The 15059-nt window shown below is 70.0% G+C and carries 9 protein-coding genes; 1 reads left to right on the forward strand and 8 read right to left on the reverse strand.

Translation table 11 applies throughout. From position 1 onward, the window contains the following. Positions 1-41: 41 nt before the first annotated feature. From AX018_RS06445 to AX018_RS06460, 4 genes are all read right to left on the reverse strand, one after another. A complete protein-coding gene (locus AX018_RS06445; RefSeq protein ID WP_111876483.1) occupies positions 42-2666 on the reverse strand; it encodes a putative bifunctional diguanylate cyclase/phosphodiesterase in 2625 nt (874 codons plus the stop codon). After that, positions 2663-6037: an EAL domain-containing protein gene (locus AX018_RS06450; protein ID WP_111876484.1), complete on the reverse strand. Its 3375-nt coding sequence runs from the start codon at positions 6035-6037 to the stop codon at positions 2663-2665. The genes AX018_RS06445 and AX018_RS06450 overlap by 4 nt, the downstream gene beginning before the upstream one ends. A 168-nt stretch (positions 6038-6205) precedes the next feature. Continuing rightward, on the reverse strand, positions 6206-9130 hold the full coding sequence (locus tag AX018_RS06455; protein WP_111876485.1) for an aconitate hydratase: 2925 nt from the start codon (positions 9128-9130) through the stop codon (positions 6206-6208). Between the two features lie 600 nt (positions 9131-9730). Beyond that, on the reverse strand, positions 9731-10021 hold the full coding sequence (locus AX018_RS06460; protein WP_111876486.1) for an H-NS histone family protein: 291 nt from the start codon (positions 10019-10021) through the stop codon (positions 9731-9733). A gap of 231 nt (positions 10022-10252) precedes the next feature. Between AX018_RS06460 and AX018_RS06465 the strand changes: the two genes are divergently transcribed. Then, positions 10253-11095, forward strand: coding sequence for a symmetrical bis(5'-nucleosyl)-tetraphosphatase (locus AX018_RS06465; RefSeq protein WP_111876487.1), 843 nt, complete (start codon positions 10253-10255; stop codon positions 11093-11095). 217 nt (positions 11096-11312) lie between these two features. On the opposite strand, the gene AX018_RS06470 is transcribed toward AX018_RS06465, so the two are convergent. From AX018_RS06470 to dcd, 4 genes are all read right to left on the reverse strand, one after another. Then, positions 11313-12782 (reverse strand): DEAD/DEAH box helicase, encoded by a 1470-nt coding sequence (locus tag AX018_RS06470; protein ID WP_111876488.1) that lies wholly within the window; start codon positions 12780-12782, stop codon positions 11313-11315. Positions 12783-12897: 115 nt separating this feature from the next. Further along, positions 12898-13785, reverse strand: coding sequence for a KPN_02809 family neutral zinc metallopeptidase (ypfJ, locus tag AX018_RS06475; protein WP_111876489.1), 888 nt, complete (start codon positions 13783-13785; stop codon positions 12898-12900). Positions 13786-13866: 81 nt separating this feature from the next. Continuing rightward, on the reverse strand, positions 13867-14187 hold the full coding sequence (locus AX018_RS06480) for a hypothetical protein (RefSeq protein ID WP_111876562.1): 321 nt from the start codon (positions 14185-14187) through the stop codon (positions 13867-13869). 261 nt (positions 14188-14448) lie between these two features. Continuing rightward, entirely contained in the window at positions 14449-15015 is a 567-nt protein-coding gene (gene dcd, locus AX018_RS06485) for a dCTP deaminase (protein ID WP_111876490.1), read from the reverse strand. Positions 15016-15059 lie beyond the last annotated feature (44 nt).

A 15059-nucleotide genomic window follows, 5' to 3' on the forward strand; every position in this document is an offset into this window, starting at 1 on the left:
GTCAATGGAATGACTGCCGCGCCCCTGCGGCGGCGCAGCCGTCACAGCGCGGGGCGCAGCGCGCGCTCCAGCACCGAGGCCGGCGCGGGTCGCCCGAAGAGGTGCCCCTGGAAGGCATGGCAGCCGTGGCGCTGCAGGAACTGCAGCTGGCCCGTGGTCTCCACCCCTTCGGCCACCACGCTCAGGTCCAGGCTCTGCGCCAGCGCGAGGATGGTACGCACGATGGCCGCGTCGTTGGGGTCGGAGAGCACGTCGCGCACGAAGCCCTGGTCGATCTTGAGCTGATCGAGCGGCAGGCGCTTGAGGTAGCTGAGCGAGGAATAGCCCGTGCCGAAGTCGTCGATGGAAAAGCCCACGCCGTGCGCGCGCAGCTGATCCATGCGCGCGATGACCTCCTCCACATCGACCATGAGCAGGCTCTCGGTCAGCTCGATCTTGAGCAGCCTCGGCTGCGCGCCGCTGCGGCGCAGCGCCCGCAGCACCTGGTCCACGAAGTCGGGCTGGCGGAACTGGCGCACGCTCACGTTGACCGACAGCACGAGCTGCGCCGTGGCCGCGCCGCGCGCCCAGGCGACGAGCTGCTCGCAGCCGCGCTCCAGCACCCACTGCCCCAGCGGCACGATCAGGCCGCCCTGCTCGGCCACCGGGATGAACTCCCCGGGCAGCACCATGCCCCGGCGCGGATGCCGCCAGCGCACCAGCGCCTCGGCCCCGAGCATGTGCCCCCCGACGTCCACGATGGGCTGGTAGTGCAGCACCAGCTCATCGGCCCGCAGGGCCTGCCGCAGCTCGGTTTCGAGCGCGGCGCGGGCGCTCACCGCGGCCTGCATGGACGGGTCGAAGAAGCGCACGGTGTTGCGCCCCGCCGCCTTGGCCTGGTACATGGCCAGGTCGGCATGCTTGAGCAGGTCGTCCACGCCCGGCGCGGCCCCCTGCCCCGCGCCGAACATCACCAGCCCGATGCTCGGCGTGCTGTGGTGGTGCCCCATGCCGCCGACCTCGTAGGGCGGGCCCAGGGCGGCCACGATGTGCTGGGCCAGCCGGGCGGCCTCTGAGCGCGCGGCGCCCGCGTCGCCGGGCAGGCCCTCGGCCAGCACCACGAATTCGTCGCCGCCGAAGCGCGACACCGTGTCCTGCGGCCGCACGCAGGCCAGCAGCCGCTGCGCGGCCTGCTCCAGCAGGCGGTCGCCCATGTCGTGGCCCAGCGTGTCGTTCAGGTCCTTGAAGTTGTCCAGGTCGATGAAGAGCAGCGCCCCGTGCCGCGTGCCATCCGCCGTGGAGCCGATGGCCCGGCCCAGGCGGTCGGTGAGCAGGCGGCGGTTGGGCAGGCCGGTGAGGGCATCGAAGAAGGCCAGGCGCTCGATCTCCGCCTCGACGCGCTTGCGCTCGGAGATGTCGCGCCCCACGCCCCGGTATCCGAGGAACGCGCCCCCCGCGCCGAACACCGGCACGCCGCTCAGCGACACCCAGTAATTGCGCCCATCGGCGCCCGGGCGCTGCAGCTCCAGGTCGCGGAAGGGCTCGCGCGCATCGAGCAGGCGGCGGTGCGCCGCCCAGTCGGCGTCGGTGAAATTGAGGGCGCCCAGCTCCCAGCGCGTGCGCCCGAAGATGTCCGCGGGGGGCATCCGCAGGTTGCCCGAGCCGCCGGCGAAATGGACGAAGCGGTAGTTGGCGTCCTGCTCCCAGTACCAGTCGGAAGAGAGATCGCTCAGGCTGCGAAAGCGCGCCTCGCTCAGGCGCAGCTCCGCCTGCAGGCGCGTGTGGGAGGTCACGTCCGCGAAACTGCGCAGCAGCCTGCCGCCCGGCAGCGCGGTGGTGGTGACCTCCAGCGTGCGGCCGCTGTGGGTCTTGCGCCAGTACACCCCGGGCGCGGCCAGGCTCGCGCCGCTCTCCACGTAGGCGCGGCCGCGCTCGTCCACGCGGTCGTAGCCGGGGCCGAAATCGCCGCGCCGGGCCTGCACCTGCTTGATCTCCGCGAGCGTGGGCGCGCGGTCCAGCAGCGCGCGCGGCAGCTCCAGCATCTCCAGCAGCCGTTCGTTGTAGAGCTGCAGGCGGCCATCCGCCCCGAAGATCAGCAGCCCCAGCCCCATGTGGTCCAGCGCGGTCTGCAGCAGCGCCGCGGGCGCGGCCCCCACGACGGGCGGCATGGGGGGCGCGGCACCGTCCCGTGCCTCGGCCTCGCCGTCCGCCTCCATGCCCCGGGCCCGGCGCACCATGGCCGCCGTGCCCGCAGGCACGGCGGCCAGCAGCGTGACCAATCGCAAGGCCAGCTCGCGCACGTGGCCATCGCCCTGGGCGCCGCGCTGCACGTAGTCGCCCGGCCCGGCGCGCAGCGCCCGGGCGGCCAGGGCCTCCTGGGCGATCTCCGGCCCCAGGCACAGCAGCAGGGGCATGCGCCGGCCGGGCTGGACGGCCCAGGGCGGGAGCGCGGTGGCGTGCAGCGAGGGCGCGAGCACCACGGCGTCGAAGCCGGCGCCCGACCCGGGCAGGCCGTCGCTGGACAGCGCGCCCGTTTCCCCGGGGGCCATCCCGAAGGTCTGCCATGGCAGCTGCACCACCTCCCAGGCATGGCCCCAGTCGCGGCCCTGCGCCGCCAGGGAGGCGGCCGCGGCGGCCCGGTCCGGCAGCTCGGGCGCGGCGTCGATCCAGGCGATGCGGGTATTCATGGCCCGGGGGGAGCCACGGCCCCTGGTGCCAGGGGCGCCGCGGACTGCGGGCCGGGCAGCTGGTGCTCGCGCTCGAATGCGGCCATCGGGACCGGGCGGCCGAACAGGTAGCCCTGGAAGCCCTCGCAGCCGTGCAGCTTCAGGAAGCTGAGCTGGCCCGCCGTCTCCACCCCTTCGGCGACCACCTTCAGATCCAGGCTCTTGGCGAGCGCGAGGATGGTGCGCACGATGGCCGCGTCGTTGGGGTCGGTGAGCACGTCGCGCACGAAGCCCTTGTCGATCTTGACCTGGTCCAGCGGCAGGCGCTTGAGGTAGCTGAGCGAGGAATAGCCGGTGCCGAAATCGTCGAGCGCGAAGCCCACGCCCGCCTGCTGGAGGTGGGCCATGCGGGCGATGGTGTCCTCGACGTCGCCCAGCAGCAGGCTCTCGGTGAGCTCGATCTTGAGCCGCCGCGGGTTGGCGCCCGTGCGCTCCAGCGTCTCCAGCACGTCGGCCACGAAGTCGGGCTGGCGGAACTGCCGCGCGCTCACGTTCACGGCGATGGTGAGGTGGGCGGTGGCGGGATGCGCCGCCCAGCGCACGAGCTGCTCGCAGGCGATGTCCAGCACCTGGCGCCCCAGCGGCACGATGAGCCCGGTCTGCTCCGCGATGGGAATGAAATCGGCCGGGCTGATGAGGCCCTTCTCGGGGTGGTGCCAGCGCACCAGCGCCTCGGCGCCGCACAGGTGCGTGCCGCCGTCCACGATGGGCTGGTAGTGCACGGCGAGCTCCTGGCGCGCGATGCCCTGGCGCAGATCGGATTCGAGCTGCGAGCGGGCGGTCACCTCGGCCTGCATCTCCGGGTCGAAGAAGCGCTGCGTGTTGCGGCCGGCGGCCTTGGCCTGGTACATGGCGAGATCGGCGCGCTTGAGCAGCTCGTCCACGCTGCGGCGCTGGTCGCCGAAGAGCGTGATGCCGATGCTCGGCGTGCTGTAGTGCTGCTGCGAGCCCATCGCGAACGGCTGGTTGAGCTGCGCGAGCAGCTTCTCGGCCACCTGCTCGGCCTGCAGCGCGGCCTGCGCGAGATCGCCGTCCAGGCTCTCCAGCATCACCACGAACTCGTCGCCGCCGAACCGCGCCACGGTGTCGGAGGGCCGCACGCAGTCCTGCAGGCGCTGCGCCACCAGCACGAGCAGGCGGTCGCCCATGTCGTGGCCCAGGGTGTCGTTCAGGTCCTTGAAGTTGTCCAGGTCGATGAAGAGCAGCGCGCCCAGCTGGCGGTTGCGCAGGCAGGCCGCGCTCGCACGCTGCAGGCGGTCCAGCAGCAGGCGGCGGTTGGGCAGGCCCGTGAGCGCGTCGAAGAAGGCCAGCAGCTCGATCTGCTGCTCGGCCTTCTTGCGGTCGGTGATGTCGCGGCACACGCTCAGCAGGCCGGTGACGTGGCCGTGCAGGTCGCGGATCGGGGTCTTGATGGTCTCGAAATAGCCGGAATAGCCGTCTTCCGCGAAGGTGAGCGTTTCCTCGTACACCAGCGGCTGCCAGGCGGCCATGGCGCGCTGGTCGAGCTGGCGCACGCGCGCCGCCTCGATGGGCGGCAGCAGCTCGTCGTCGCCGAGGCCGAGGATGTCGCGCTCGCGGCGGCCCAGGAAGCGCTCGAACACCGGGTTGCACGACAGGTACCGGCCCTGCGCGTCCTTGAGGAACACCACGTCCGGGATGGCGTTCACGAGGCTCGCGAGCCGCGAGCGCTGCTGCGCCAACTCCAGGGCCATGCGCTTTTGCTCGGTCAGCTCGAACGCGAACACCACCACCGCGGCCACGCGGCCATCGGGCCCCGTCTCGGGCACCACGGTGGTGTGGAAGAACAGCGGGCCGGACTGGCCGCCCGGGGTGCTGTATTCGAACACCACCGTCTGCCCGCGCAGCGCGCGCAGCACGTGCGGGCGCAGCGAATGGAACAGCTCGGCGGGCAGCACGTCGGAGAGCAGTTGCCCTTCGAGTTCGCGCTCGGAGCGACCCAGCCACTGCGCCTGCGACGGATTGACGTAGAGGATGCGCAGGTCGGGATCGAGCCGCGAGACACCACCCGGCATGCGGCCCAGCAGGCTCGCGAGCTGGATCTCGTGCGCGTGGCTCAACTCCTGCGCCTCGCGCTGCTCGGTCACGTCGGTCAGCACGCCGTCCCAGATCACCCGGCCGCTGCCGTCGTCCAGCAGGCGCGGCGACGAGCTCAGCCGCATCCACCGCCGCTGGCCGTCCGCGCGCCGCATGCGCACCACCGACTGGCTCACGCCCATGGTGCGGTAGGAGTTCTCGTCGGCCTCGGCGCTGGCGGCGCGGTCCTCGGGATCGATCCGGTCGAACAGGCGCGAGGCATCCTCCATCACCTCGGCCGCGGGCAGGCCCACGAGCCGCTCCAGCGCCTCGCCCATGTGCACGAAGCGGCGGCGGCCATCGGGCTCGCGCACGACCTGGTAGGGCACGCTGTCGGGCAGGTTGCGCCCGAGCAGCTGCAGGCGCAGCTCGCTCTCGCGCAGCCGCGCCTCCGCCTCGCGCACGCGGGCGAAGGGCATGCGGATGCCGGCGATGAACACCGCCTGGAACAGCAGCGCATACCCCAGCACGCGCAGCGCGTGCGAGAGGGTGTCGATCCACAGGGAATAGCCGCTCGCGAGCACCAGCAGCAGCACGAACTGCCCCGCCGCCAGGGACACCGCCGCCGAGGCCATGAGGTGCCTGCGCCCCTGGCGCAGCAGCGGCTCGCCCGCCCTGCGGTGCGGGCCGTAGAGCAGGGCCGCTGCCAGCACCAGCAACGCGCCGGAGAACAACCCGCCCGCCTGGGACGGCAGGCCGCCGAACCACCGCGCGAGGCGTTCGGGCAGGCCGGCCGTGGCCGACCACACGATCGCCAGCGCCAGCCCGGACGCCGCCACCGCCCACGCGCGGCCGGGCCCGGGGCCGGAGACGCGCAGCGCGAACAGCAGCAGCGTGACCGCCTCGACCACCGTCCCCCACAGCGCGAAATAGGCCGATGCATTGATGCTCCCGCCCACCGGCACGCCCATCACCTCGTGCTGCAGCACGCCATGCAGGAAATTGCACACCGCCGCCGTGGCCAGGCCCAGCACCAGCACGTTCGCCCGCCCCTGGGAGCTCTCGTCCAGCATGTGCAGCGACACCGACACGGCCAGCAGGCCCACCAGCACCACCACCATGTCGAGGAACGGCTCCACGCCGTGCAGCCCCTCCAGCCCCGCCCCCAGCATCTGCACGATCGGCACCAGCAACAGGGCCATGCCCGCGGCCACCAGCACGATGGTGACAGCCGGGGTATCTGACCGCAGGGCGCGGGAGAGAAGACCGGCGGGCGGCGGGCGGCGGGACGGACGCATGGCGTGATCGGTGAGGGCGGGCCGGCTGGGGAGGATGCACCGGGGCCCGCTCACGGGCTTTCAGCGCGGCGACGCCTGGAAAGCCCTGTGCACCGGCCCGGTGACAACATATCGTCACAAGTGTATCGATCCCCACGGCCCGGTGGGGGCCCGCCCGTCCCCGCAGGGTCAGGCAGTGAGCAATTGGCGCAACACGTAGGGCAGGATGCCGCCGGCGCGGTAGTAATCCACCTCGATGGGGGTGTCGATGCGCAGCGTCAGGGCCACCTCCTGGCGGGTGCCGTCGGCGCGGCGGATCACCAGCCTGGCCTCGCTCTGCGGCGTGAGCGCCGCATCGGGCACCACGTCGATCACCTCATCGCCCCGCAGGCCCAGAGATTCCCAGGAATCCGCTCCGCGGAACTGCAGCGGCAGCACGCCCATGCCCACGAGGTTGGAGCGGTGGATGCGCTCGAAGCTGCGTGCCACCACGGCCTTGATGCCCAGCAACTGCGTGCCCTTGGCGGCCCAGTCGCGGCTGGAGCCCGTGCCGTACTCCTCGCCCGCGAAGATCACCGTGGGCGTCTTCTGCGCCATGTACTGCATCGCGGCATCGAAGATGAACATCGTCGCGCCGTGGTGCGGCCCGTCGTTCTGGAAGACCGTCAGGCCGCCCTCCTCGCGCGAGCCGTCCTCCTTGGGCGGGATCATGAGGTTCTTGATGCGCACGTTGGCGAAGGTGCCGCGCATCATCACGTCGTGGTTGCCGCGCCGCGCGCCGTAGCTGTTGAAGTCCTGCTTCATCACGCCGTGCTGCAGCAGCCACTGCCCGGCGGGAGACGTCTCCTTGATCGAGCCGGCCGGCGAGATGTGGTCGGTGGTGATGGAATCGCCGAACAGCGCCATGATGCGCGCCCCCAGCACCGATTGCGATCCTTTTTGCGCCCGTGTCGCTGATTCTTCTGGATTGTTTGCTATGGAATCAAGAGCAAATCGGGCGAAGAACGGCGGCTCGGCGATGTAGGTGCTGGAAGGCCAGTTGTAGGTGTCGCCCGAAACGCCCTGCACCTTGCCCCAGAGCGCGCCCGGGTCGGTCCTCACCTTGCCGTAGTTCTCGCGGAAGGCCTTGCCGTTCATCGCGTGCCGCATGAGCTGGTGGATCTCGTCGCTGCCCGGCCAGATGTCGCCCAGGTAGATGTCGCGCCCCCCCCGGCCCTTGCCCACGGGCTCGGTCATCAGGTCGCGCAGCACCGTGCCCGCGATGGCGTAGGCCACCACCAGCGGCGGGCTCGCGAGGAAGTTGGCCTTGAGGTTGGGGTGGATGCGCGCCTCGAAATTGCGGTTGCCCGAGAGCACGGCCGCGCACACGAGGTCGTTGCCGGTGATGGCCTCGTTGATCTCGGGCGCGAGGTCGCCCGCGTTGCCGATGCAGGTCGTGCAGCCGTAGCCGGCCACAGCGAAACCCAGTTTTTCCAGGTAGGGCAGCAGGCCGGTTTCGGTCAGGTACTGCGTCACGATGCGCGAGCCCGGGGCCAGCGAGGTCTTGATGTGCGGCTGCACCTTCAGGCCCGCCTCCACCGCCTTCTTGGCCAGCAGGCCGGCCGCCAGCAGCACGCTGGGGTTGGAAGTGTTCGTGCAGCTGGTGATGGCGGCGATCAGCACGTCGCCGTTGCCGATCGTGGGATCGGCCCCCCGAACCGGCAGCTTCGCCGTGGCGTCGGCGTGCTGCGTCTCCAGCGCGGGCTTGTTGTGCTCCATCTCCACGAGGAAGCGCGGGCCGCCGGCCGGCGCCGGCTTCTCGCCCGGCAGGCGCGCCGGGGCGGCCTCGCCGGCGCGGTGGATGTGGTGGCGCGTGTGCAGCAGCTCGGCCGGGCGGTTGAAGCCGTTCTCGGCCGCCGGCCTGGCGAACAGCGTGGTGAACTGCTCCTTCACCTTGCCCAGCTCGATGCGGTCCTGCGGGCGCTTCGGGCCGGCCAGGCTCGGGGTCACGTCGCCCAGGTCGAGCCGCACCACCTGCGAATAATCGATCTCGCCGGCCCGGGGCACGCCGAAGAGGCCCTGCGCGCGGAAATACGCCTCGAAGGCCTCGATCTCGGCGCGCGTGCGCCCCGTGCCCTCGAAATAATCGATCGTCTTCTCGTCCACCGGGAAGAAGCCCATGGTGGCGCCGTATTCGGGCGCCATGTTGCCGATGGTGGCGCGGTCGGGCAGCGAGAGCGTGCGCGTGCCCTCGCCGAAAAACTCCACGAACTTGCCCACCACCTTGTGCCGGCGCAGGATCTCGGTCACCGTGAGCACCAGGTCGGTCGCCGTCACCCCCTCGCGCAGCTGCCCCGTCAGCTCGAAGCCCACCACGTCCGGCGTGAGGAAATACACCGGCTGGCCCAGCATCGCCGCCTCGGCCTCGATGCCGCCCACGCCCCAGGCCACCACGCCGATGCCGTTGATCATCGTGGTGTGGCTGTCGGTGCCCACCAGCGTGTCGGGGTAGTACACGCCGTCGGCGCGCCTGTGCACGCCGCGTGCGAGGTACTCCAGGTTCACCTGGTGCACGATGCCGAAGCCCGGCGGCACCACGCCGAAGGTGTCGAACGCCTGCATGCCCCACTTCATGAACTCGTAGCGCTCGCGGTTGCGCTGGAATTCGAGCTTCATGTTCAGGTCCAGCGCCTTCTTGCTGCCGTAGTGGTCCACCATGATCGAGTGGTCCACCACCAGATCGACGGGCACCAGCGGCTCGATCTTCTTGGGCTTCTTGCCCAGCCGCTGCGCCACGCTGCGCATCGCGGCCAGATCGGCCAGCAGCGGCACCCCGGTGAAATCCTGCAGCACCACGCGCGAGACGATGAACGGAATCTCGTCCTTGCGCTCGGCCACGGGCTGCCAGCGGGCCAGCTGTTCCACGTGCGCGGGCGTCACCTTGAGGCCGTCGCAATTGCGCAGCACCGATTCGAGGACGATACGAATCGATACCGGCAGCCTTTTCACGGAAGGAAACTTGCGCGCCAGCGCAGGCAGTGAATAGAACTGGCCGCTTTTACCCGATCCGGTGGTGAATGTCTGGAGGGTGGAAGCAAAAGCGTGGCGGGGTACCTGGGCAGACTTCGGGGCCATGGGGCACTACTCCTTTTACTGGGGCGACGGCAGCATTTTGGCAGTCCGCCATTTCGATGCAAATGTGGGGAGATCGCCCGAAGACCCATGTGCCGGCCGTTCGGGAGAACCCCAATGCCGCCGCGCCGGGCGCGGTATGGATCGGGTATCCGGGGTATGTCGGACAACGCCGCTTTTTGCCCATCCGCGAACGCCCGCATTCTCGGCAGTTACCACATTTCCGCCGTTTATGCTTCGCGCCGCCAATACCCCATCTGCCCGCATCGCCAAACGCCAGAACCGCAGATGGTTATGCCCTCCCCCGGCCGCGTCCCGCCGTTTCGACCCGAATGCCGCCCACGCGTCCGGGCGATTACGCGCGTATTTCGGCAATGCCCCTGAAAGGGTATTGCCCCGGCATTCGCGCCGCCCGGTCCCGCATGGTTCGCAGCACCGATTACCCTCGCCGGCCCCGAGTGCAGCCCGGCCAGCCGTGGCGGCTGCGCCAGAAACACAAAACCCGCCAAAAGGCGGGTTGTGCAGGCGTTCGACACTATCCACGGCGGCTGGGCAATGCACCGCCCAGCGGTGCCGCACATGCAGCCGGTGATGCTGCGAATATCAGATGGCGAACTGTTCGCGATTTTCGTTCTGGATCCACTTCGGGGCCTTGCCGCGGCCCGTCCAGGTCTGGCCGGTGGCGGGATTGCGATATTTGGGAGCCACCTTGGTACCGGCGCTGGCACTGCGCGCGCGGCCAGCGGGGAATATGTCCTCGGCCTTCAGGCCATACTCGGCCACGAGCGTGCGAGCCTGGGTGATTGCATCGGCGAGTTCACGGCGGCGGGCCTCGCTGATTTGCTGCTCGAGTTGATCCCGCTGTTTCAGCAGTTCCTTGTAGCTGGTGGTCATGTGAGTCAGGGTGGTAGTGAAAAACGAAGACTGCATTATAGAAACTATTTTCGAATACATGCGGACTCTCGCATCCGGAAAATTAAAACCCCGCAGATGTGCCGTCCGGCCATGGAACTTTGAATCCACCCTCTTCTCCAAGCCCGCCCGCGCGATACGCCAGCCGGCCGCACAGGGCGTTTTTGCCATTCACAATGGCGCCTTGGCGAATAAACACTTCCCCCTCCATTCATGGCCCTCTACTGCATTGGCGATATTCAGGGATGCGACACCGCGTTGCAGCGCCTGCTCGACACCATGGATTTCTCGCCCAGCCGCGACACGGTTTATCTGCTGGGCGATCTGGTGAATCGCGGCCCCGAATCCGCGCAGGTGCTGCGGCGTTGCGCCCGGGCGGGCGACAGCCTGCGCAGCCTGCTGGGCAACCACGACCTGCACCTGCTGGCGGCCTCGCGGGGGGCGCGCAAGCCCTCGCGGCGCGACACGCTGGCCAGCGTGCTCGACGCGCCCGACCGCGACAGCCTGCTGGAATGGCTGCGGCAGCAGCCGCTGGCGCGCGAGCACCGGCATGCCGGCGAGCGCCTGCTCATGGTGCATGCCGGCGTCCTGCCGCCCTGGACGGCCGACGACGTGCTGGCGCACGCCGCGGAAGTGCAGGCCCTGCTGCAGGGGCCGGAGCTGCCCGGGTTCCTCCACGCGATGTACGGCAACCAGCCCGACCAGTGGCGGGCGGACCTCCAGGGCACCGAGCGGTGGCGCGCCATCGTGAACGCCCTGACGCGGCTGCGCTTTTGCACCCCCGAAGGGCGCATGGACTTCGAGAGCAGCGAAGACGCCGGCGCAGCGCCGCCAGGGCTGGTGCCCTGGTTCGACGCCCCGGAGCGGCGCACGCGCGGCACCCTGATCGCCTTCGGCCACTGGTCCACCCTGGGCTGGATGAACCGGCCCGATCTGCTGGCGCTGGACACCGGGTGCGTCTGGGGCGGCTGCCTCAGCGCCGTCCGCTTCGGCGCCACCCTGGCCGAGCGCGAACACCTCAGCGTGCACTGCGAACAGGCACAGGCGCCGGGGTGAAGCGCGGCTGCGCCCCGTACCGGTCTGCAACCCTGTTTGCTATGTTTTTAGGAGCAAAGAACGCAGGCGATACGCCGACATCCGCCTGATTTCATCAGCATATTGCCCTACAGGGCGGTCCGCGCCGCCTTGGGCGCGCCCCGGAGTGCCGGGCCCCGTGGCGGCCGCGTTGCCTCGCCCCGTTCCCGCAGGGATCGCCCGGCCCGGGCGATCCGGTTTACTGCGACGGGCTTTCCACCCCGGGCGGCGGCACGGCCTTGAACAGGGCCGCGACCTTGCGCTTGGACTTGATGTTCGCGGAGATGCCGCTGCGCGCCGGCTGCTGCGCGCGGGCGGTGGCCTCCCAGCCCGGAGCGGTGCTGGAGGCGGCCTCGTAGGGCTTGTCGAAGAAGGGATCGCGCGGCGCGGACGGCGCGCGGTAGCCGCCGCCCCGGGGCTCGCGCCCGTCGCCACGGGCATCGCGCCGCGGGCGCTGGTCGCCCTGGGCACCGTCCTCGTCGCGCCATGCGCGGCGGCCGTCGTTGAACCGGCCGCGCGGGCGGTCCTCGTCCCACTCCATCGGTTCGAGATCGATCTTCTTCTTGATGAGCTTCTCGATGTCGGCCACCAGCCGGGTGTCACTGCTGGACACCAGCGTGACCGCCAGCCCCGAGGCGCCCGCGCGGCCCGTGCGGCCGATGCGGTGCACGTAGTCCTCGGCGTTGAAGGGCACGTCGAAATTGAACACCGCCGGCACGTCCTTGATGTCCAGGCCCCGCGCCGCGACGTCCGTGCACACGAGCAGATCGACCTCGCCGCGCTTGAAAGCGTCGAGCGCCTTGAGCCGCTCGTCCTGGCTCTTGTCGCCGTGCAGGGCCGTGGCCTTGAGCCCCTCGCGCTCCAGGGTGCGGGACAGGCGCGCGCAGCCCAGCTTGCTGTTGACGAAGATGAAGGCCTGCTTCACGCCGCGCGTGCGCAGCACCTGGTGGATGGCGCGGCGCTTGTCGTCGTCGCCCACGCTGTAGAAGCGCTGCTCGACGGTGGAGGCGGTCTCGTTGGGCCGCGCGACCTCGATGGTGATCGGGTCCTGCAGGTAGCTGCTGGCCAGCCGCTTGATCTCGGGGGAGAACGTGGCCGAGAACAGCAGCGTGGTGCGGCTCTTGGGCAGGTAGCTCAGGATGCGCTGCAGGTCGGGCAGGAAGCCGATGTCCAGCATGCGGTCGGCCTCGTCGAGCACCACGTACTCGACCTGGTTGAGCACGGCATTCTTGGCCTCGATGTGGTCCAGCAGGCGTCCCGGCGTGGCCACCAGCACTTCCACGCCCTTCTTCAGCTCCAGAGTCTGCGGCTTCATGTCCATGCCGCCGAACACGACGGTGCTGCGCAGCTTGGTGTACTTGGCGTAGAGGGCGATCTGCTGGGCGACCTGGTCGGCCAGCTCGCGCGTGGGCAGCAGCACCAGGGCGCGCACGGGATGGCGGGCCGGCGAGGTGGAACTGTTCTCGTGCTGGAGCAGGCGCTGCAGCAGCGGCAGCGAGAAGGCGGCCGTCTTGCCGGTGCCGGTCTGCGCGGCGCCCATCACGTCCTTGCCCGTCAGCACCACGGGAATGGCCTGTGCCTGGATGGGGGTCATCGACGTGTAGCCCATCTCGGCCACGGCGCGCGCCAGCGGCTCGGCCAGCGATAAATTGGAGAAAGAACTTGTCATTTGAGCCCGTTATTGTCGCACCAGCCTCACATAGGAGGTGTTTTTGGCCCCATGTCGGCGTGGAACGGACGGATACAGCTATCAAAAATGAAGCGATTCACCCCGCCGGAGCGCCTCAAAGGCTGCGGCTGGAGAAGGTGTCGCAGGCCTTCACGCTGCCGGTCTGCAGGCCCGTGTGGAACCAGCGCTGGCGCTGCGCGCTCGTGCCGTGGGTGAAGCTGTCGGGCACCACGGCGCCGCCGGCCGCGCGCTGCAGGGCGTCGTCGCCGATCTTGGCGGCAGCGTTCATCGCCTCCTCCACGTCGCCCTGCTCCAGGATCTGGCGCGCGTTCTGCGCGTGGTGGGCCCAGACGCCGGCGAAGCAATCGGCCTGCAATTCGAGCCGCACCGAGAGGTGGTTCATCTCGACCTGGCCCACGCGGCCCCGCATCTGGTCCACCTTGGCGCTGATGCCCAGCAGGTTCTGCACGTGGTGGCCCACCTCGTGCGCGATCACGTAGGCCTGGGCGAAATCGCCCGGCGCGCCGAGCCGGTTCTTCAGCGTCTCGTAGAAGCCCAGGTCGATGTACACCTTGCGGTCGGCCGGGCAATAGAACGGGCCCATGGCCGCCTGCCCCGCGCCGCAGGCCGTGGGAATGGAGCCGCGGAACAGCACCAGCCGGGGGTTCTGGTACGTGGTGCCGCCCTTGCGGAAGACATCCGCCCACACGTCCTCGGTGTCGGCCAGCACGACGGAGACGAAGCGGGCCAGGGTGTCGTCGGCCGGTGGCCGGTGCGCGGGCCCGGGGTGCTGCTGGACATGCGCCGGCGGGGCGCCGCCGCCGCTCAGCAGGCCCAGCAGCGTGAGCGGGTTGATGCCGAACACCCACCCGCCGATGAGCGCGATGACGATGGTGCCGATGCCGATGCCACGGCCTCCGAAGAGAGGTGATCCGCCCGAGCCGCCGCCTTCATCGCGGCGGTCCTCGACGTTGTCCGATTCGCGATTGCCTTCCCATCTCATCGTCCGCACCTCATGGCTTCATCCAGGCGCCGGATGCGGCGCTTTGCCGCGCATGGTACGCCCGCGCGGGCGCCCCGGCACTCAGCGATGGCACCAGTGGAGCGCGGCGGCCGCGGGTTCCTCGTCGAAATATTCGGACAGCTCCCGCACCAGTGCCTGCAGCGTCTCGCCCTGCAGGCCCCGGGCCCGCTCGATCTGCGCGAGCGCATAGCCCCGGTCGCCGAGCATCATGGCGGCGCTGATGCAGTGGCCGCGCGCGGCCATCTGCAGCAGGAAGGCATCCAGGGTGTGGGCGGGCCAGTAGCGCGGGCCGCAGCCGAAGGTGTCCGCTCCCGGCATTGCGGGGCATGGGCCCCCGGCGGCACCGGCCAGGGCGGAAGGCAAAAACGATGTGGCGAGCATGGCGGCGTCCTCCGGGCGGGTGGTGCGGAGTCTGCCGGGCATTTGTGACAACCATCACCGTGTGCAACGACAGACCTTGGGCTGGATGCTAGGCCCTGGCCCGCGCCGGCGCATCGGGCGGAATCACCGCGCGGATGTAGGACGACGGCGCACCCATCTCCAGCCCCCCGGATCGTGGCGCGGGGCCCCTGCCACCGTGCCGCGCCAGGCGCAGCGATCGCCCGCCGTGCGAAGCCCCCCGGGCCGAAGCGGGGGCAGGCCTCAGGCCTTGGGCAACGTCACCCCCGACTGCCCCTGGTACTTGCCGCCCCGGTCCTTGTAACTGACGTCGCAAACCTCGTCGCTCTCGAAGAACAGCACCTGTGCGCAGCCCTCGCCCGCGTAGATGCGCGCCGGCAGCGGGGTGGTGTTGCTGAATTCGAGCGTCACGTAGCCCTCCCATTCGGGCTCGAACGGGGTCACGTTGACGATGATCCCGCAGCGCGCATAGGTGCTCTTGCCCAGGCAGATGGTGAGCACGTTGCGCGGGATGCGGAAATACTCCACCGTGCGCGCGAGGGCGAAGCTGTTGGGCGGGATGATGCAGCTCTCGCCGTGGAAATCGACGAAGCTCTTCTCGTCGAAGTGCTTGGGGTCCACCACGGTGCTGTGGATGTTGGTGAACACCTTGAATTCCGGCGCGCAGCGGATGTCGTAGCCGTAGCTGCTGGTGCCGTAGCTGATGATCTTGCGCCCCTCGCTCTCCCGGACCTGGCCGGGCTCGAACGGCTCGATCATCCCGTGCTGCTCGGCCATGCGGCGGATCCACTTGTCGCTCTTGATGCTCATGGGTTCTCTCTCCTCGTGCGCGCCAGGTCGAAGGCGGCGCGCGG

Source organism: Paracidovorax anthurii, from assembly GCF_003269065.1.
Taxonomy (GTDB): Bacteria; Pseudomonadota; Gammaproteobacteria; order Burkholderiales; family Burkholderiaceae_C; genus Paracidovorax; species Paracidovorax anthurii.

Bases quoted from the DNA above. Each gene is read 5' to 3' on its own strand.
- AX018_RS06455 (WP_111876485.1), bottom strand. From the start codon at position 9,130: ATGGCCCCGAAGTCTGCCCAGGTACCCCGCCACGCTTTTGCTTCCACC.
- ypfJ (WP_111876489.1), bottom strand. From the start codon at position 13,785: ATGAGATGGGAAGGCAATCGCGAATCGGACAACGTCGAGGACCGCCGC.
- AX018_RS06480 (WP_111876562.1), bottom strand. From the start codon at position 14,187: ATGCTCGCCACATCGTTTTTGCCTTCCGCCCTGGCCGGTGCCGCCGGG.
- dcd (WP_111876490.1), bottom strand. From the start codon at position 15,015: ATGAGCATCAAGAGCGACAAGTGGATCCGCCGCATGGCCGAGCAGCAC.
- AX018_RS06450 (WP_111876484.1), bottom strand. From the start codon at position 6,037: ATGCGTCCGTCCCGCCGCCCGCCGCCCGCCGGTCTTCTCTCCCGCGCC.
- AX018_RS06465 (WP_111876487.1), top strand. From the start codon at position 10,253: ATGGCCCTCTACTGCATTGGCGATATTCAGGGATGCGACACCGCGTTG.
- AX018_RS06445 (WP_111876483.1), bottom strand. From the start codon at position 2,666: ATGAATACCCGCATCGCCTGGATCGACGCCGCGCCCGAGCTGCCGGAC.
- AX018_RS06470 (WP_111876488.1), bottom strand. From the start codon at position 12,782: ATGACAAGTTCTTTCTCCAATTTATCGCTGGCCGAGCCGCTGGCGCGC.
- AX018_RS06460 (WP_111876486.1), bottom strand. From the start codon at position 10,021: ATGACCACCAGCTACAAGGAACTGCTGAAACAGCGGGATCAACTCGAG.